The organism is Mangrovimonas cancribranchiae (genome assembly GCF_037126245.1).
GTDB classification, from domain to species: Bacteria; Bacteroidota; Bacteroidia; order Flavobacteriales; family Flavobacteriaceae; genus Mangrovimonas; species Mangrovimonas cancribranchiae.
In genome coordinates, this window is the sequence record NZ_CP136925.1 from 2,575,092 (window position 1) to 2,594,420 (window position 19,329).

16 protein-coding genes are annotated in these 19,329 nt (G+C 34.8%); 11 read left to right on the forward strand and 5 right to left on the reverse strand.

The window, feature by feature from the left end:
* Nucleotides 1-47 precede the first annotated feature (47 nt).
* Complete coding sequence (locus R3L15_RS11840) at nt 48-503, forward strand: retropepsin-like aspartic protease (RefSeq protein WP_338731910.1); 456 nt, start codon at nt 48-50, stop codon at nt 501-503.
* A 63-nt stretch (nt 504-566) separates the two neighbouring features.
* Nucleotides 567-1,193: a response regulator transcription factor gene (locus tag R3L15_RS11845; protein ID WP_338731911.1), complete on the forward strand. Its 627-nt coding sequence runs from the start codon at nt 567-569 to the stop codon at nt 1,191-1,193.
* Between the two features lie 502 nt (nt 1,194-1,695).
* Here the strand turns inward: R3L15_RS11845 and odhB are convergent.
* Entirely contained in the window at nt 1,696-2,913 is a 1,218-nt protein-coding gene (gene odhB, locus R3L15_RS11850; protein WP_338731912.1) for a 2-oxoglutarate dehydrogenase complex dihydrolipoyllysine-residue succinyltransferase, read from the reverse strand.
* A 27-nt stretch (nt 2,914-2,940) separates the two neighbouring features.
* Nucleotides 2,941-5,703 (reverse strand): 2-oxoglutarate dehydrogenase E1 component, encoded by a 2,763-nt coding sequence (locus R3L15_RS11855; protein WP_338731914.1) that lies wholly within the window; start codon nt 5,701-5,703, stop codon nt 2,941-2,943.
* Nucleotides 5,704-5,845: 142 nt separating this feature from the next.
* Here R3L15_RS11855 and R3L15_RS11860 point away from each other — a divergent pair, with 142 nt between their 5' ends.
* On the forward strand, nt 5,846-6,352 hold the full coding sequence (locus R3L15_RS11860) for an alpha-ketoglutarate decarboxylase (protein WP_338731916.1): 507 nt from the start codon (nt 5,846-5,848) through the stop codon (nt 6,350-6,352).
* On the opposite strand, the gene R3L15_RS11865 is transcribed toward R3L15_RS11860, so the two are convergent.
* Nucleotides 6,349-6,699, reverse strand: a complete 351-nt coding sequence (locus tag R3L15_RS11865) for a hypothetical protein (protein WP_338731917.1) — start codon at nt 6,697-6,699, stop codon at nt 6,349-6,351. The two genes, R3L15_RS11860 and R3L15_RS11865, sit on opposite strands and share 4 nt — an antisense overlap.
* Nucleotides 6,699-7,673, reverse strand: coding sequence for a polyprenyl synthetase family protein (locus R3L15_RS11870; RefSeq protein ID WP_338731918.1), 975 nt, complete (start codon nt 7,671-7,673; stop codon nt 6,699-6,701). Before R3L15_RS11870 ends, R3L15_RS11865 begins: the two co-directional genes overlap by 1 nt.
* Before the next feature lie 120 nt (nt 7,674-7,793).
* On the opposite strand from R3L15_RS11870, the gene R3L15_RS11875 reads away from it, so the two are divergent.
* The 8 genes from R3L15_RS11875 to R3L15_RS11910 all read left to right on the forward strand — a co-directional run bounded on the left by R3L15_RS11875 (nt 7,794) and on the right by R3L15_RS11910 (nt 18,767).
* On the forward strand, nt 7,794-8,405 hold the full coding sequence (locus tag R3L15_RS11875; RefSeq protein WP_338731919.1) for a TetR/AcrR family transcriptional regulator: 612 nt from the start codon (nt 7,794-7,796) through the stop codon (nt 8,403-8,405).
* Nucleotides 8,405-9,823 (forward strand): TolC family protein, encoded by a 1,419-nt coding sequence (locus tag R3L15_RS11880; RefSeq protein ID WP_338731920.1) that lies wholly within the window; start codon nt 8,405-8,407, stop codon nt 9,821-9,823. Before R3L15_RS11875 ends, R3L15_RS11880 begins: the two co-directional genes overlap by 1 nt.
* A gap of 17 nt (nt 9,824-9,840) precedes the next feature.
* Nucleotides 9,841-11,031 (forward strand): efflux RND transporter periplasmic adaptor subunit, encoded by a 1,191-nt coding sequence (locus R3L15_RS11885; RefSeq protein ID WP_338731921.1) that lies wholly within the window; start codon nt 9,841-9,843, stop codon nt 11,029-11,031.
* A 20-nt stretch (nt 11,032-11,051) separates the two neighbouring features.
* Nucleotides 11,052-14,558, forward strand: a complete 3,507-nt coding sequence (locus tag R3L15_RS11890) for an efflux RND transporter permease subunit (protein WP_338731922.1) — start codon at nt 11,052-11,054, stop codon at nt 14,556-14,558.
* 105 nt (nt 14,559-14,663) lie between these two features.
* Nucleotides 14,664-16,418 carry an aspartate--tRNA ligase gene (gene aspS, locus R3L15_RS11895; RefSeq protein WP_338731923.1) on the forward strand — a complete coding sequence of 585 codons (1,755 nt, stop codon included), beginning with the start codon at nt 14,664-14,666 and terminating at the stop codon, nt 16,416-16,418.
* 47 nt (nt 16,419-16,465) lie between these two features.
* Nucleotides 16,466-18,247 carry a chloride channel protein gene (locus tag R3L15_RS11900; protein WP_338731924.1) on the forward strand — a complete coding sequence of 594 codons (1,782 nt, stop codon included), beginning with the start codon at nt 16,466-16,468 and terminating at the stop codon, nt 18,245-18,247.
* Nucleotides 18,248-18,484: a hypothetical protein gene (locus R3L15_RS11905; protein ID WP_338731926.1), complete on the forward strand. Its 237-nt coding sequence runs from the start codon at nt 18,248-18,250 to the stop codon at nt 18,482-18,484.
* A 91-nt stretch (nt 18,485-18,575) separates the two neighbouring features.
* The gene (locus R3L15_RS11910; protein WP_036119232.1) at nt 18,576-18,767 is read left to right on the forward strand and encodes a cold-shock protein; all 192 of its coding nucleotides are present in this window, start codon (nt 18,576-18,578) and stop codon (nt 18,765-18,767) included.
* A 57-nt stretch (nt 18,768-18,824) separates the two neighbouring features.
* Here the strand turns inward: R3L15_RS11910 and R3L15_RS11915 are convergent, their stop codons facing one another.
* Entirely contained in the window at nt 18,825-19,274 is a 450-nt protein-coding gene (locus R3L15_RS11915; protein WP_338731930.1) for a nucleoside deaminase, read from the reverse strand.
* Between the last annotated feature and the right edge of the window lie 55 nt (nt 19,275-19,329).

Here is a 19,329-nt window from a genome sequence, read left to right on the forward strand (position 1 = left end):
TTAATATGAAGCGTTGTATTTTTACAGTTCTAAAAAATTAATGAAGAATGAAAGAGAAATCTCCTGAAGAATTAAAAGACTTTTTACTAAAAAAAGGATACGTTAGAAAAAAATTACATCTTACCAAAACCAATCATTTTGAAATTAGAGCTTCTATAAACGGTGTAAAAGGTTCGTTTATTTTAGATACTGGTGCCTCTAGTTCTTGTTTAGATTTTGAAAGCATTAGTCGTTTTAAACTTAAAGCAAAAGATTCTGAAGTTAGAGCCGCAGGTGCTGGCGCTAGTGATATGATAACACAAATTTCCAAAAAGAATAAAGTAAAAATTGGCAAATGGAAAAAAGAAAAAGTTGCTTTAATTTTATTTAGTCTTACTCATGTAAACACGGCTCTTATTAATCATAATGCAGATCCTGTTGATGGGATAATTGGTGCCGATATTTTAAAAAAGGGAAAAGCAGTTATAGATTACGAAAAAAAATACTTGTACTTAAAGCTGTAATACTTTTCTTCTAATTAAAAAGAAAAGTCATTATCTTTACATGACAAGATTAATAGCCACATCATGAAAAAGCCCTCAATAATAATAGCAGACGACCATCCACTTATACTTAAAGGGTTAGAAGATTTCCTGAAAGAACGTCATTACAATGTTCTAGATAGCGCTAAGAATGGCAAACAAGCCTATCAACTCATAGAAGATTTGCAACCAGATATTGCTATTTTGGATATACAAATGCCTTATTTAACAGGCTTACAAATTGCCGAAAAATGCAAAAACAATCAGTTTAATACAAAAATCATTATAATTACTTTCGAAAAAGATGAATCTATCTATAACCAAGCCAAATCTTTAGGCATTTATGGCTATGTCCTTAAAGAGTTTGCACTTACCGAAATAGAAAACTGTATTGCTTCTATTTTAGAAAATACCTCTTATTTTAGTCCAGAACTTCTATCTCACTTAGAAAAAGAACAAGTTCCAGAAGAACTTAAATTATTAACACCTACAGAAAAAGAGGTTTTAAAACTTACCGCTAAAAGTAAAACAGCCAAAGAGATTGGGGACATTTTGTTTGTTTCTAAAAGAACTGTAGAAAAACATAAAAGCAACATCTCAAAAAAATTAAAATTAGATTGTAAAGACACTAGTCTAGCACTTTTTGCTAAAGAAATAGAAGCTTATTTATAGAAAAAATACGTATAAATACGTATTGTTTAACACCTTTTTATTTCCGAATTTTACAATGCTATTAATTACAAGGGGAATAAAGGAGCTCTATACACATTTATATTTTGTGATAGAGCTTTTTTTATGGAGTCCTCTGTATAAAAATACGTATTTATACGTATTGTTTGACATCTATTAATTTTAGATATTTGGAATGCTATTAATCAAAATTCCCTTTTAATTATTTTATTAGAAGGATCATAAAAAACTCTACGTCAAAGGGGGCGTAGAGTTTTCTCAAAAAAACCCAACAAAACTATGCCAAGTGAATACGAAAACCTTTATGTCATGAACAACAATTTAAAACCTATTGGTAAGTATTTTATAATTGGTATTATAGTTCTCGCTATAGCAGTAATTTCATTAAATATACTCGTTAATTTTTTTTAGTTAGTTAGTTGTATAAAAAAGCGCGATGAAATAAATCTCATCGCGCTTTTTTGATTTTAGAAAGTTATTTTTCTTAAAGCTCTAAAGCTTTTTTAACATCACCATTCATTAATAATTCTACTGGATTTTCTAAGGCTTCTTTAATAGATACCAAGAATCCAACAGATTCTTTACCATCAATGATTCTATGATCGTAAGATAATGCCAAATACATCATTGGGTGAATTTCTACGTTACCATCAACAGCTATAGGACGCTCAATAATATTGTGCATACCTAAAATACCACTTTGTGGCGGATTGATAATTGGTGTAGATAACATACTACCAAATACGCCTCCGTTAGAAATAGTAAATGTTCCACCTGTCATTTCATCTACGGTAATCTGGCCATCACGGGCGCGAAGTGCTAAACGTTTCACTTCAGCTTCAACACCTCTAAAGGTTAAGTTTTCAGCATTTCTAATAACAGGAACCATTAATCCTTTTGGTCCTGAAACGGCAATACTTATATCACAAAAATCGTAAGATATCATTTCCTTTCCATCTATCATAGAGTTTACTGCTGGATATTCTTGTAACGCTCTTACAACAGCTTTGGTAAAGAAACTCATAAACCCAAGACTTACACCATGTTTTTCTTTGAACGCTTCTTTGTATTGTTTACGAAGTTCGAAAATAGGTGTCATATTCGCTTCGTTAAACGTTGTTAACATGGCTGTTTCGTTTTTAGCAGACACCAAACGCTCTGCAACTTTACGACGAAGCATGGATAGTTTTGAACGCGATTCACCTCTGTTCCCTCCTGTTGGTGTTCCCATAGATGGTTTTGCATTAACGGCATCGTTTTTTGTTACGCGGCCATCTTTACCTGTACCTTTTACTTGTGAAGCTTCCATGCCTTTTTCGGCTAATATTTTTTTAGCTGCTGGACTTGCTGTTCCTGTTGCGTAGGTTTTATTCTCTGCTGCAGGTTCGGCTTTCTTTTCTTCAACTTTAGGAGCTTCTTCTTTTTTCTCTTCTTTAGCTGGCGCTTCACCTCCTTCAGGCTTTTCAGCACTTGTATCTATTAAACATACAACTTCTCCCACTGCTACGGCATCGCCTTCTTCGGCTTTAAGTGTAATGGTTCCACTAGCTTCTGCTGGAAGTTCTAAAGTGGCTTTATCACTATCAACTTCGGCAATAGCTTGGTCTTTTTCTACGTAGTCACCATCTTGCACTAACCATTCTGCAATTTCTACTTCGGTAATAGATTCACCTGGTGAAGGCACTTTCATTTCTAAAATCATTGTGATATAATTTTATGTTTGGATATTTTATCGTTGATTATTTTTTGTTTTATCGAACACATAGTCGATGACTTCTTGATGACGTTTCTTAGAACGTGTGGCACTACCGGCTGCTGGAGCCCCATATGGGCGTCTGGATGCTACTCTAAAGGTTTTCACCTCATCTATATGCATTAACATATGTGCGTAAGCTCCCATATTTCTTGGTTCTTCTTGCGCCCAAACAACATCATCTACATGTTCGTATTTTTTAAGTATGTCTTTAATTTGCTTTTCTGGAAGCGGGAATAATTGTTCTATTCTTATTAAAGCGACATCGTCTCTTTCTAGTTTTTCACGTTCTTCTAATAAATCGTAATAGAATTTACCTGTTAAGAAAACTAACGTTTTTACTTTTTTAGGTTCAACCAACGTATCATCTATTAACATTTGGAAACTTCCGTTTGCAAATTCTTCAACAGTTGACACACATTTTGGATGACGTAATAAACTTTTTGGCGTGAATACTATTAATGGTTTTCTAAACTTAGCTCTTACTTGTCTGCGCAATAAGTGGAACATGTTGGCAGGTGTAGTACAATCGGCTACGTACATATTATCTTTAGCACATAATTGTAAGTAACGTTCCATACGTGCCGATGAATGTTCAGCGCCTTGTCCTTCGTAACCATGAGGCAGTAACATAACCAACCCATTTTGCAGTTTCCATTTATCTTCGGCAGCAGAGATATATTGATCCAACATAATTTGAGCGCCATTACTAAAGTCTCCAAATTGTGCTTCCCAAATGGTTAAAGTTTTTGGACTTGCCATGGCATAACCATAATCGAACCCAACAACGCCATACTCTGATAATAAGGAGTTATAGATAAAAAACTTTCCTTGGTCGTCGCTAATATTGTTTAGCAATATAACTTCTTCTTCGCTATCTTCAACTTTTACAACTGCATGACGGTGTGAGAATGTTCCTCGTTCTACATCTTGCCCAGAAATACGCACATCATGTCCTTGCTCTAACAAACTGCCATATGCTAAATGCTCGGCCATAGCCCAATCTAGTTTGTTCTCTTCAAACATTGTTTTTCTAGATTGTACTAATCGTTGAATTTTTCTGATGAATTTTTTGTCTTCTGGCAATGAAGAAATAACATCTGCAATGCGTTTTAAGCTTTCAGTTGGATATTTAGTATCGACTGGCTTTAGCATTTTATCTTCTTCAACCGTCACATAATTTTCCCATTCGTTTTGCATGAATGGTGTAATAACTGTTTTATCTTGCTTACGAGAGTCTTCTAAACTTTCCTCTAATTTAGCTTTATAATTTTTTTCGAGTTGTTTTACGTAGGCTTCGTCTATAACACCTTGTTCAATCAACTTTGAAGCATAAATATCTCTTGGGTTTTGGTGTTTAGAGATAGCTTTATATAAAAGAGGCTGTGTAAACTTAGGTTCGTCGCCTTCGTTATGGCCATACTTTCTGTAGCCCAACAAATCGATAAACACATCGCGTTTAAATTGCATTCTAAAGTCTAACGCAAATAACATGGCGTGTACTACAGCTTCGGCGTCATCTGCATTAACATGCATAACTGGCGATAGTGTTACTTTACCAACATCGGTACAATAGGTACTAGAACGTCCATCTAAATAATTGGTGGTAAACCCAACTTGGTTATTTACTACAATATGAATAGTTCCGTTGGTTTTATAACCGTCTAATTTGGCCATTTGTACTACTTCATAGGCTAAACCTTGTCCAGAAATAGCAGCATCGCCATGTACTACAATAGGTAATACTTGCGATGGATTATCCGGGTATTTATCATCTTGTTTAGCCCTTGTAATACCTTCTACAACTGCTCCAACCGTTTCTAAATGCGAAGGGTTTGGTGCAATATTTAAATTAATTTTTTTACCGCTATCGGTTTCACGATCGCTAGTCCAACCTAAATGGTATTTTACATCGCCATCAAATACTTTTTGTTCGTAATCTTTACCATCAAACTCACTAAAAATATCTTTGGCAGATTTACCAAATATATTTGTTAATGTACTTAAGCGACCACGATGCGCCATTCCCATTACAAACTCTTTCACATCGTATTCTGAAGCTCTTTCAATAACCGCATCTAGTGCTGGAATTAAAGATTCTCCTCCTTCTAGTGAAAATCGTTTTTGACCAACATATTTTGTATGCAAGAAGTTTTCGAAAGAAACTGCTTCATTAAGTTTTTTTAGAATATGCTTTTTTTGGTCGTTTGAAAAGTTAGGTTGATTATCATTTACATTAAGTTTTTTCTGAATCCAATCAATTTCTTCTGGATTTCTAATATACATGTATTCAACTCCTATAGAGTCGCAATATATACTATCAAGATGCTTAAGAATTTCTCTTAGGGTTTTTGCGCCAATACCAAGAATTTCTCCAGCGTTAAAAACGGTATCTAAATCAGATTGTGATAATCCAAAATTTTCTATAGCTAACTTTGGGCTATATTTTCTACGTTCGCGTACAGGGTTTGTTTTTGTAAACAAATGTCCTCTGGTGCGGTAACCATCTATAAGTTTTACAACCTGAAATTCTTTTGTTAATTCTTCAGATACTGGTTGACACACCAATTCTGGGTCGATTTCAGAGTTTATGTTTTCTCCATATTCGCTACCAAAATCGAAACCTTGAAAAAAAGCTCTCCAACTAGGTTCAACTGAATCAGGATTTTTTAAGTATTGATCGTAAAGTTCAGCAAAGAATACTGTATGTGCTGCGTTTAAAAAGGAATATTTATCCATTATATTTTAAAAATGCTTTCTAGCGTTTTGCAAATTTATACAAAAGTACAATTTTTACGAAAATACACCTGCGTTTTATTATATTTATAACATCTCTTATTCAACGATATAACTTATGAAAAATCTTTCTAAAAAATTACACATGAAAAATACTGCTTTAGTCGTGCTATTTTGCATTGGTTTATTAAGTGCTAATGCTCAAGAACATTCTAGTAATTTTTGGCAACACGTTAGGTTTGGTGGTGGTATTGGCCTTAGTTTTGGCGATGGCTTTTTTAGTGGTACGCTTGCACCAAGTGCTATTTATCAGTTTAACAGCCAATTTGCTTTAGGCGTTGGACTTAACGGCACTTACAATTCTAGAAAAGATTATTATAAATCGACTATTTTAGGCGGAAGTGTTATTGGTTTATACCACCCGATAAAAGAACTGCAAATTTCTACCGAATTTGAAGAGCTAAACGTAAGTCGTAACTGGGAAAACAATCTAAATATAAAAGATCAAAATTATTGGTATCCAGCATTGTTTGTTGGTGCGGGTTATCGCACAAGAAATGTCACTGTAGGTATTCGTTTTGATGTTTTGTATGATGAGGATAAGAGTATTTATGCCGATCCTTGGATGCCTTTTGTTAGAGTTTATTTTTAAGAATATTGTTGCCTAAACCATACTTTTTGCCATTCGCGTAGCAAGATTAAAAACGTAACTTCTTCCGATAATTTTAAGGTATCGTCGCCATTAAGTTGTTTAATTTTATGTTCTGGCACATCTATTATGTAGAGTAAGTTAAGGTAGTCTGCAAATTTTTCCTGAATTAGGTTATAAACAATTTCATGAAGTTGTAATTTTAGGGTTTCGGGTAAGATAGTATCTTCAAAATCTAAATCAATATTAGCATACAAAAAGTCTTTGTTTAATTGCCTAATCAATTTTACGTATAGTGCTTTTTGATTGGCTTCGGCAATTAATTCCTCGAAAGTTTTAGGTAAAGACATTACACGTTCCTATTCATTAATTGTTCTCCAAATGCTTGTAGCATGACTTTATTGTCGTTTGAAATATGTAACGTTTCCAAAACATCAAAAGCTTTTTGGGTGTAATTTTTTATTTCAATTTTAGTCGCTTTGGCTGAGCCACTCGACACAAAAAATTGCTTAACTGTCTCTATTTTATCACGATTATCTGTGGGATTGATACTAAACAAATGTTGTAATTGTAATTTATCATCTTCCGAAGAAAACTCTAAGGCTTTTAAATACAAGTATGTTTTCTTATTTTCAATAATATCACCTCCAACTTGTTTCCCAAACGTTTTTGGGTCACCAAAAGCATCTAAATAATCGTCTTGTAACTGAAACGCAATTCCTAGATTTTTACCAAACTCGTAAATGCCTTTTTGGTTTTCTTCTGATGCTTGCGCAACAATAGCTCCCATTTGCATAGCAGCACCAACTAAAACAGCTGTTTTGTACTCAATCATTTTTAAGTATTCGGGAATGGTAACATCATCTCGTGTTTCAAAATCTATGTCGTATTGTTGTCCTTCGCAAACCTCTAAGGCTGTTTTACTAAACAATTTTGCTAATGCTTGAAAGGTTTTCGCTTCATAATTTTCAAATAGTTGATATGCTAGAATTAGCATAGCATCGCCAGATAAAATCCCCGTGTTAATATCCCATTTTTCATGAACAGTTTCTTGTCCACGACGCAATGGTGCATCGTCCATAATATCGTCATGTACTAATGAAAAATTATGAAATACCTCTATACTTAATGCAGCATGCATGGCCTGCTCACTACTCCCTTGAAAAACATCGGCAGCCATTAATGTTAACACAGGACGCAAACGCTTACCCCCTAATTTTAAAATGTAATTTATTGGATTGTAAAGGTTTTCTGGTTGGCGTTGTTTAGAAAATACTTCTAAATACGCTAAAAACTGCTCTTGATAGTACTGTACTTTTTGCATGTGGCAAAAATCGGTATTTGTCTTCATTATAACAAGCAAAACCACAATATTAAATAATCGTTAAAACTTAGGAAACTTTTTTTGTTTTTAAAGTTTCCTGTCGTAGATTTGCCAAGAATTATGAAACAGAATATTTTAAAAACGGCCGTTGACTTGTTCTTAAACTATGGTTTTAAGAGCGTGACTATGGATGATATTGCCAATACTCAAGGCATCTCGAAAAAAACTATTTACCAGTACTTTTCTAACAAAACAGTATTGGTTGAAGAGACTGTACAATATTTATTTCAAACTATATCAAGCGGTATTGAAGATATTCGAGACCAAGAAAAAAACCCCATTGATGAGATTTATGAAATAAAACGGTTTTTAATGCAAAATTTAAAGGATGAAAAATCGTCTCCGCAATTTCAATTAGAAAAATATTATCCAAAAATATTTCATGACATCAAGGACAAACAATATTGTGTTATGCAAGATTGTGTAAGCTGCAATTTAGAACGCGGTAAAAACATGGGGCTATTTAGAGAAGATTTAAATGTAGGGTTTATTTCAAAAATTTACTTTAACTGTATGATGGCTCTAAAAGATAAAACACTATTTCCTTTAGAACATTTTTCAATGCAAATGCTTATGGAGAATTACTTAGAATATCATTTACGTGGTATTTGCACATCTAAAGGCATTGCCTATTTAAACAACTATTTAGAAATCAATCAAAACAATAATTAATGACTAAATACCTAATCATATTTTTTGGAATTCTCTTATCCACATCATCTATTGCACAAGAGAAAGACACCTATAGTTTCAGTTTACAAGAAGCTATAAATTTTGCTCTAGAAAACAACCGTGCCGTAAAAAATGCCGAACGCGACATAGAAGTTGCCGAAAAACAAAAATGGGAAACTACAGCAACAGGGTTGCCGCAATTAAATGCAGGAATAGACTATCAAAACTGGCTAAAACAGCAAGTGCAATTACTTCCTGCTGCTGCTTTTGACAACACACAAAGCACTATTGATATTGTAGACACCTATTTTGATGGCGTAGTTAGAAACAACACCGAAGTTAATTCGCCAAGTGGATTTGTCCCTTTACGATTTGGCACCAAACAAAATGTAAATGCTACCGCAACGTTGTCACAATTATTGTTTGACGGCTCTTATTTAGTGGGATTACAATCGGCCAAGGTGTATTTACAAATATCGAAAAACGCTAAAAACAAAACCGATTTAGAAGTTAGAAAAGCCGTTATAGATGCTTACGGAAATGTCCTTTTAGCCGAAGAAAGCATAACCATCGCTAATCGTAACATAGATGTTGTTTCTGAAAGTTTAGATGAAACTATAAAAATTTACGAAAACGGTCTGGAAGAAGAAGAAAGCGTCGAGCAATTAAAAATAACCTTGTCTGGTTTAGAAAGTTATTTAAGCAATGCCAAACGACTTAAAACACTAGCCTATCAAATGCTAAACATTACCCTTGGTATTGATTTAAATTCGGAAACCACTTTAACCGACAACTTAGAAACTCTAACAGCAGAAAACATTAATCTTGGGTTATTAGAAGCCGACGATACCGTAGAAAAAACAATCGATTATCAAATTGCTGAAAACGATATGATTTCAAAAGAGTTATTGGTGAAATTAGAGAAAAGCAAATACTTACCAACGCTTAACGCTTTTATTAATGGTGGTTATGCTGCTTTTGGCGATGAGTTTTCGTTTTTAGAAAGCGACCAAGATTGGTACGGATCGTCACTTTTTGGCGTAAGCCTTAACATTCCTATTTTTAGCTCTGGCATGCGAAGCGCCTCTACACAACGCGCTAAAATTAACCTAGAAAAAGCTAAAGCCGATTTAACCGAAACCGAACAGCAACTCAAACTTCAAATAGCCAATGCTAAAAGCGAATATCAATTTGCTATTGAAGAATACGATAATAAAAAAGAAAACCTCAACCTTGCCGAACGTATCGAACGTAAAAACCAAACCAAATTTTTTGAAGGTGTTGGGTCTAGTTTCGAACTACGTCAAGCACAAACACAATTATACACAGCGCAACAAGAGTTTTTACAAGCTATGCTAAATGTTATAAACTCTAAAGCCGAACTGGAAACTGTTTTAAATACAGTACAATTAAACTAATTAAGTAACACCTCATCATGAAAAAAATATTCACCCTTACAATTACTGTTTTAATTTTAGCCTCTTGTGGTGGCGAAAAGAAGAAGAACTCCATGGAAAACGTTCTTAGCTCAAACAACCTTGAGTTATTACGAAAAAAACGCACCGAAATTGTTGCCGAGCAACATGCCGCTACAGATAAACTAAAACAGTTAGATAAAGCCATAGCAAAACTAGACACCGTTAAAAAAGCGCCATTAATTACCACATTTATAGCTAAAGAAGAGGTGTTTAATCACTATTTTGAAGTTCAAGGAAATGTTACCACAAAAGACCTTTTAGTTATAACACCAGAATACAATGGTATTTTAACACATGTTTATGTTAAAGAAGGCCAAAAAGTAAACAAAGGACAAACCTTAGCCAAGATAGACGACGGTGGCTTAAGTCAGCAATTATCACAGCTTGAAATACAAGCCGAATTAGCAAGAACAACTTACGAACGTCAAAAGCGACTATGGGATCAAAATATAGGTAGCGAAATCCAGTTTTTACAAGCAAAATCTAATTACGAAGCACAACAAAAAGCTGTCGATCAACTTAAAAAACAAGTGGCAAAAACTACGGTAAAAGCACCTTTTTCTGGAACCATTGATGATGTTATTACCGAAAAAGGAAGCGTAGTTGCTGCAGGACAAACACCACTTATGCGTATTGTAAATCTAAGTAATATGTACATTGAAACCGATGTCCCTGAACGTTATGTAAAAGATATAACCGAAGGTAAACATGTTAATGTTGAATTCCCTGTACTAGGACAATCAGTAGAAACAAAAGTGCGCCAAGCAGGCGATTTTATAAATCCTGCTAATAGAACATTTAAAGTAGAAGTTGGCTTACCAAATAAAGACAAAACCATAAAACCAAACCTTACAGCCAAATTAAAGATTAACGATTACACAAACGAAAACGCCTTTCTCGTGCCTCAAAGTGTTATTTCAGAAAACGCTGAAGGCGAACAATACCTTTACGTTGTTGAAAATAAAAACAATAAAAACGAAGGCGTCACCAAAAAAGTTATTATTAAAACGGGAAAAACACAAAACGATGTCATAGAAGTACTTTCTGGTGTAGAAGTGGGTACAGAAATTATAAAAGAAGGTGCCAGAAGTGTAAAAGACAAACAACCTGTTAAGGTTATTAGTTTTGAAACCGATTCAATTAATTAACCACTGATTAAAGATTTATTATGACCGATAGACAAAAAAAAGTGGATAAAGAGTTTAAATTGTCCTCATGGGCAATTAATAACAAAACAACCATATATGTTCTTATCTTGGTATTCTTTTACCTTGGTGTATCTGCATTTTTCGATATGCCTCGAGAAAACTTCCCTGAAGTAAATGAAACCAAAATTTATGTAAGCACTGTTTACCCAGGCAACACAGCCGAGGACATTGAAAAACTTATTACAGATCCACTTGAAGACGAATTAAAAACCGTTAGTAATGTTGTAGAAATAACCTCTACTTCTGCCGAAGATTACGCAATGGTAATTGTGGAGTTTGATGAAAATATTACAGTTGAACAAGCCAAGCAAAAAGTAAAAGATAAAATAGAATCGGAAACCTCGGGCGAAGATTGGCCTACCTTTAACGGTGCCAAAGTAGAGCCCGATGTGTTCGAGTTGAGCCTTTCAGAAGAAATGCCAATTCTTAATATTAATATCTCTGGAGATTACCCCATAGATAAACTTAAAGAATATGGTGAATACCTTGAAGACGAAATTGAAGACCTTCTAGAAATTAAAGAAGTCTCCATTCGTGGCGCTCAAGAAAAAGAGGTAGAAGTCGCTGTTGATATTTATAAAATGACAGCTGCAAAAGTTACCTTTAGCGATATTATAAATGCCATAAATGGTGGTAATGTAACCATGTCGGCTGGAAATATTAAAGCTAGCGGACAACGTAGAACCATTCGTATTTTAGGTGAAATAGAATCACCTTCAGAACTTGAAAACTTTGTTGTAAAATCTGAAAACGACAACCCTATATACTTAAAAGATGTTGCTATTGTGCGTTTTCAAGAAGAAGACAAAACCACTTACGCTAGAGAATATGGCCATCCTGTTGTTATGTTAGACGTTAAAAAGCGTGCTGGGAAAAATATGGTACATGCTGCAGAAGAAATTCATACCATAGTAAAAGAAGCCACTGAAAACGAATTCCCTCAGGACCTAGACGTTACCATTACAAACGACCAGTCTTCAGTAACTATTGGTCAAGTAGACGACTTAGTAAACAATATCATTTTTGGTGTGATTCTAGTTGTAACAGTACTAATGTTCTTCTTAGGGTTTAAAAATGCCATTTTTGTTGGGTTTGCCATTCCTATGTCTATGTTTATGTCGCTTATGATTTTAAACATGTTTGGTATCACCTTAAATACCATGGTGTTGTTTGGACTTATTATGGGGTTAGGTATGTTGGTTGACAACGGTATTGTAGTGGTTGAAAATGTTTATCGTTTAATGGACGAAGAAGGCATGAGCCGTATTGAAGCTGCCAAAAAAGGTATTGGTGAAATTGCCTTTCCTATTATTATTTCAACAGCAACAACCGTAGCCGCATTTATTCCATTAGGATTATGGCCAGGTATTATGGGAGAGTTTATGATGATTTTACCGCAAACATTGTCCATTGTATTAGGGTCTTCTTTATTTGTTGCTATTTTCTTCAACTCGGTATTAGTCTCTCAATTTATGAGTATTGAAGACAAAGATATGCCGTTAAAGCGTATCATTATCACAACAAGTATCATGACTGTTTTAGGTCTTATTGTTTACTTTGTTGCAGGCCAATATCGTGCTCTTGGGTCTTTAATGATTTTTACAGCTATTATGCTTTGGGTGTACCGTTTATTTTTACGCAAATGGGCCAATATATTTCAAACCAAATTCTTAGTAATATTAGAAAACTGGTATGAAAGACAATTACGTTATGCCTTAACAGGTTGGCGACCTTACGCTTTTAGCATTGGCACTTTTGTTTTGCTTATTGTATCATTCATAGCATTTGGCGCATCATTACAATCGCAACGTACTAAGGTGGAATTTTTTCCAGACAACAATCCTAATCAAATTATTGTTTACATAGAATATCCCGAAGGTACCGCCATTGAAAAAACCAATGCCATTACTAAAGAAATTGAAAAGATTGTTTTTGATGTCTTGGATGACGAGCAATATAAAGACGGTAACTATAACTTTATGGTAGAAAGTGCTGTATCGCAAGTTGGTGAAGGTGCAGGAAACCCACAAACTGATATGGGATCAGCTGCCGAAATGCCTCATAAAGCCAAAATTACAGCATCCATGCGCGAATACAAATATCGTCGTGGAGAAGACAGTAAAGACTTATTAAAGAAAGTGCAAAAAGCACTTGTGGGTATATATCCAGGTGTTTTAATTTCAGTTGAAAAAGATGCCGCTGGGCCACCAGCTGGTTCCCCAATTAACATAGAACTTGAAGGCGATGATTACAACCAGCTTATCAATACAGCCGAAAATATGCGGGAGTTTATTAATAGTAAAAACATAGCAGGTATTGACGAACTTAAAATAGATGTTAACAAAGATAAACCTGTAATGCGCGTAATTGTAGATCGTGAAAAAGCAGGAGAATTAGGTGTTAGCGCCTCTCAAGTTGGACAACAATTACGTAATTCTATTTTCGGATCGAAAGCTGGTATTTATAAAAAAGGGGGTGACGATTATGATATTTATGTAAGATTTAACGAAGATAACCGCTACAACAAAAGTGCTTTATTTAATCAAAAAATCACTTTTAGAGATATGGCTAGCGGGCAAATAAAAGAAATTCCTGTGTCTGCCATAGCTCATGCCGAAAACTCTTCTGGATTTAGTGCCATTAAACATAAAGACACCAAGCGTGTTGTTACAGTGTATTCAGCATTAGCGCCTGGACATACCGATGCTGGCGCTGTGGTAAACCAAATTCAAAATGAGATGTTAAGCTACGAAAATATGCCTAAAAACATCAAAATTGATTACACAGGACAAATAGAAGAGCAAAACAAGCAAATGGCCTTTTTAATGGGTGCCTTTTTTACAGGTTTAGGGTTAATTTTCTTCATATTAATCTTCCAATTCAACTCCATTTCAAAACCAGCTATTATCATGTTAGCCATTTTCTTAAGCTTAATTGGTGTATTTGGCGGCATTGTAATTACTGGAAGTGCCTTTGTTATTATGATGACCATGGTTGGTATTATATCCTTAGCGGGAATTGTGGTAAACAATGGTGTTGTGCTTCTCGATTACGCACAATTATTAATTGATAGAAAAAAGGTAACCCTTAACCTCGAGGAAAGTGATTACCTAGATAAAGACGATTTGTACGAAAGTATTGTAAAAGCAGGTAAAGCGCGTTTACGCCCAGTACTATTAACAGCTATTACAACAATTCTAGGATTAGTACCATTAGCTATTGGGCTAAACATTAATTTCTTTACACTATTTAAAGAATTTGATGCTCATGTTTATATGGGTGGAGACAACGTTGTATTCTGGGGGCCTTTAGCATGGACCGTAATTTACGGACTATTGATTGCTACCTTCTTAACTTTAATCATTGTACCTGTATTATTCTTCTTAGTCACCAAATTTAAAATGTGGTTAAAACGAAAAACAACGTCTGTTGTAGATGAACTGGATGAAAGCACTTCTCTAAGTTAGTTTAGAGTCGTTTGATTAATAGCGAAAAGTCCTCGGCAATTGCCGAGGCTTTTTTATTTAATAATCATATAACTTCCTTAAATTTGCACATCTTAAAACAATACTATGTACAGAAGTCATACCTGTGGTGAATTAAGAGCATCGCATATAAATACAGAAGTTACCCTATCTGGTTGGGTACAAAAAGTTCGTGATAAAGGATTTATGGTTTGGGTAGATTTACGCGACCGCTACGGCATTACCCAATTAATTTTTGATGAAGAACGCACCCCTAAGGCCATTATGCAACAAGCCGAAAAGTTAGGCCGTGAGTTTGTTATTCAAGTTACGGGAACCGTTATTGAACGTGCTTCTAAAAACCCTAATATCTCAACAGGCGATATTGAAATTTTAGTTAAAGAACTTACTATTTTAAACGAAGCCAAACTACCACCATTTACTATTGAAGACGATACCGACGGTGGTGACGAATTACGTATGAAATATCGTTATTTGGATATTCGTCGTAACCCTGTAAAAAACAGTTTAGTTTTTAGACACAAAGTCGCTCAGGAAGTAAGACGTTACTTATCCTCTGAAGAGTTTATTGAAGTAGAAACCCCTTACCTTATTAAATCTACACCAGAAGGCGCACGCGATTTTGTGGTACCAAGTAGAATGAACGAAGGTCAGTTTTATGCGCTTCCACAATCGCCACAAACTTTCAAGCAACTGCTTATGGTTGGTGGTATGGATAAATACTTCCAAATTGTGAAATGTTTTAGAGATGAAGATTTACGTGCCGATAGACAACCAGAATTCACACAAATAGACTGTGAAATGGCATTTGTGGAGCAAGAAGATATTTTAAATACTTTTGAAGGTTTAACACGACATTTACTTAAAGAAATTAATGGTGTTGATGTAGCAGAATTTCCAAGAATGACTTATGACGATGCTATGCGCAAGTATGGCAATGACAAACCAGACATTCGTTTTGGGATGGAGTTTGGTGAGTTAAATGCCGTTGCTCAACATAAAGATTTCAACGTATTTAATTCGGCCGAATTGGTTGTTGGAATCGCTGTTCCTGGTGGAAACTCTTATTCAAGAAAAGAAATAGATAAACTAATCGATTGGGTAAAACGTCCTCAAGTTGGTGCCTTGGGTATGGTTTATTGTCGCTATAACGACGATGGTAGCTTTAAATCGTCGGTAGATAAATTTTACAACCAAGACGATTTGGCTAAATGGGCAGAAGCCACTGGTGCTAAAGCAGGCGATTTAATTTGTGTGCTTTCTGGTGATAAAAATAAAGTGAGAGCTCAATTAAGTGCGTTACGTATGGAACTTGCAGAGCGTTTAGGCTTACGAAAATCCAATGAATTTGCACCACTTTGGGTCGTTGATTTCCCGTTATTGGAATGGGATGAAGATACCGAACGTTATCACGCCATGCATCATCCGTTTACCTCGCCAAAACCAGGGCAATTAGAGTTGTTAAACACAAACCCTGGAGATGTTAAAGCCAATGCTTACGATTTGGTGTTAAATGGAAACGAAATTGGCGGTGGTTCTATTAGAATTTTCGACAAAGATACACAAGCCATCATGTTCGACCATTTAGGATTTACCCCTGAAGAAGCCAAAGCACAATTTGGTTTCTTAATGGATGCTTTTGAATATGGCGCACCACCACATGGCGGAATTGCTTTTGGCTTGGATAGATTAGTTGCCATTTTAGGCGGCCAAGAAACCATACGTGATTTTATTGCCTTCCCAAAAAACAATGCCGGAAGAGATATCATGATAGACGCTCCTGCTCCAATTGATGATGAGCAACTCAAAGAATTACATCTAAAAGTAAATATGCCATCATAAATTATTAAAATCCTGCTAAATGCAGGATTTTTTAGTAGATTTAATTTATGCCAAAGAACAATTCATACTTAAAACGTTTTTTAATTTGGAGGTATAAATATATCTCACAAAAAAACTTTGTCTTTTTACTAAGTATTCTTGTTGGGCTTTTGGCGGGCTTGGTTTCTGTAACCTTAAAAAACATCACCTTTAGCATTGAAGCACTTTTAGAAAAAGGTATTGTTTTCTCGCAAAACCAGTTGTATTTTATATTACCAGTTATTGGGCTATTATTGGTTTTCTTATTTGTGAAATATATTTCGAAACGTCCTATTGAACATGCCATTCCATCAGTTTTATTTTCACTATCAAAAAAAGGCGGCATTCTAAATTATAAGAAAATTTATTATCCGTTAATCACAGCACCTTTAACTGTTGGTTTTGGTGGATCTGTTGGATTGCTTGGACCAGCAATTGTGTCCGGCGCTTCGCTAAGTTCTAATTTGTCGCGACTGTTTCATATTGATAAAAAAACGCGAACGCTTTTAATTGCCTGTGCTTCGGCTGGAGCCATTGCCTCAATTTTCAAATCACCTATTGCAGCCATTGTATTTGCTGTTGAGGTTTTTAGTTTGGATCTTACGTTTGCTTCGCTTTTACCATTACTTATAGCTTCGGTTTCTTCTGTATTAACCTCCTATTTCTTTTTAGGTAATGAAGTCTTATTCAATTTTAAGGTTACCGATACGTTTGCTCTAAAAGACACTATATTCTATTTGGTTTTAGGTGTTGGCACGGCATTTGGCTCAATATATTTCTCTAAAATGTATTTTGCTATTCTCAAGTTTTTCAATCGATTTAAAACGCCTAAACAGCGGTTAATATTTGGTGGTTTAGCTATTGGTATTATGCTATATTTTATTCCGCCTCTATATGGTGAAGGTTTTGGATTTATTAATAATTTACTTGCAGATGACCACCTTTCGGCCTTAGGAAAGACACCTTTCGATAATCATATTGATAATATTTGGGTTGTAATAACCTTACTTTTTGGCATAACTGTGTTTAAAGCTATAGCCATGACTACCACTTTTGCTGCTGGCGGAACTGGTGGAATAATTATTCCTACCTTGGTTATGGGAAGTGCCTTGGGAAATGTTGTCGCCAAAATAATAAATCATATCGGGTTTGGGTTTCATGTTTCTGAAGCTAATTTTACGTTGGTTGGTATGGCCGGATTAATTGCAGGTGTACTTCATGCACCTTTAACCGCTATTTTTCTTATTGCTGAAGTTACAGGAGGTTATGCCCTTTTTGTTCCGTTAATGATTACCGTATCGATGTCCTTTATTCTTACTAAAAATGCGATGGAACATACCATCTATACTCGAGAACTCGCTGAAAAAGGCGCATTATTAACGCACGACAAAGACAAAAGTGTTCTTACATTAATGAATATTGATAATGTTATTGAAACCAGTTTTATAAAACTAACCCCAGAAATGACCTTAGGAGATATGTTACATAAAGGCGTGGCAAAATCTAGTAGAAACCTGTTTCCTGTTATTAACTCTGAAGAACAACTTGTTGGTATTATTCTTTTAGACGATATTAGAAACGTGATGTTTGACCAAACCTTATACAATTGCACTTCGGTAGAAACGTTTATGCATAATCCACCTGATTATATTATATATGAAAAAGATAATATGCATCGTGTCATGAAAAAATTTCAAAACTCTGGAGCATGGAATTTACCCGTTATAAAAGAGGGAAAATATTTGGGGTTTGTGTCGAAGTCTAAATTATTAACGGCATACCGTAGAGAATTAATTAACTTTACATCATAAATGAAAGTAATTAAAATTATAACCGGAATAGTATTTTTAGCTTCCTTAACTGGAATAGTTACTGGCTATATTGTTGACAACCCAAAATATATTGGCTTAGGTGTAGCAGGCTTGTTCTTTGTAGTTTTCCCTCTGTTCTCTTACTATCGCTGGAAAGATAAAGACATTAAAGACTATATGATTACCAAGGAAAACATCGATAAAATGCGCGAAAATCAAAAACGTCATAAATACTGATTTTCAGAAAATTAAAATAAAACGATTTCTTTACATTACGTATTAATTAAAAGCCTACCTTTGGCCTTTAATTATTTATATTTTTTTTATTATGACTGGAACAGTTAAATTTTTTAATGAATCGAAAGGTTACGGATTCATTACCAACGACGAAACAGGAAAGGACATCTTTGTTCACGTTTCTAACCTTAATGGCGTAGAATTACGTGAAGGAGATAACGTAGAGTACACTGAAGAAGAAGGAAGAAAAGGAATGGTTGCTGCCAACGTGGAAGTAATCTAATCTATATATCTTATTACAGTTTCAACGCTCAACTTTTGTTGGGCGTTTTTTATGACTTTAATTTAAATTACGCTTTTCTATAAAAAACCGTTTCATAAGTTGAGAAGACTCCTTTTCCAAAATACCACCTTCTACTGTTGTTTTAGGATGTAATTTAGTATTTAAATTTATACAACCACGTTGTTCATCTCTTGCACCATAAACAATTTTACTTATTTGACTCCAATACAACGCACCAGCACACATTTGGCAGGGCTCTAAGGTTACATATAATGTGCAATCTTTTAAATATTTACCGCCTAAAAAATTGGCTGCAGCCGTTATAGCTTGCATTTCGGCATGGGCAGTAACATCATTTAGAGTTTCAGTTAAATTATGGGCCCTAGCAATAATGCGATCTTTAATAACAATAACGGCTCCTACAGGGATTTCACCTTTATCAAAAGCTGCTTCTGCTTCCTGAAGGGCTTTTTTCATAAAATATTCATCGTTGAATGGGTTTTCCATATATGTAAAAATAAAAAAGGCAGCTGAAATAGCTGCCCTTTTAAAACATATTTTA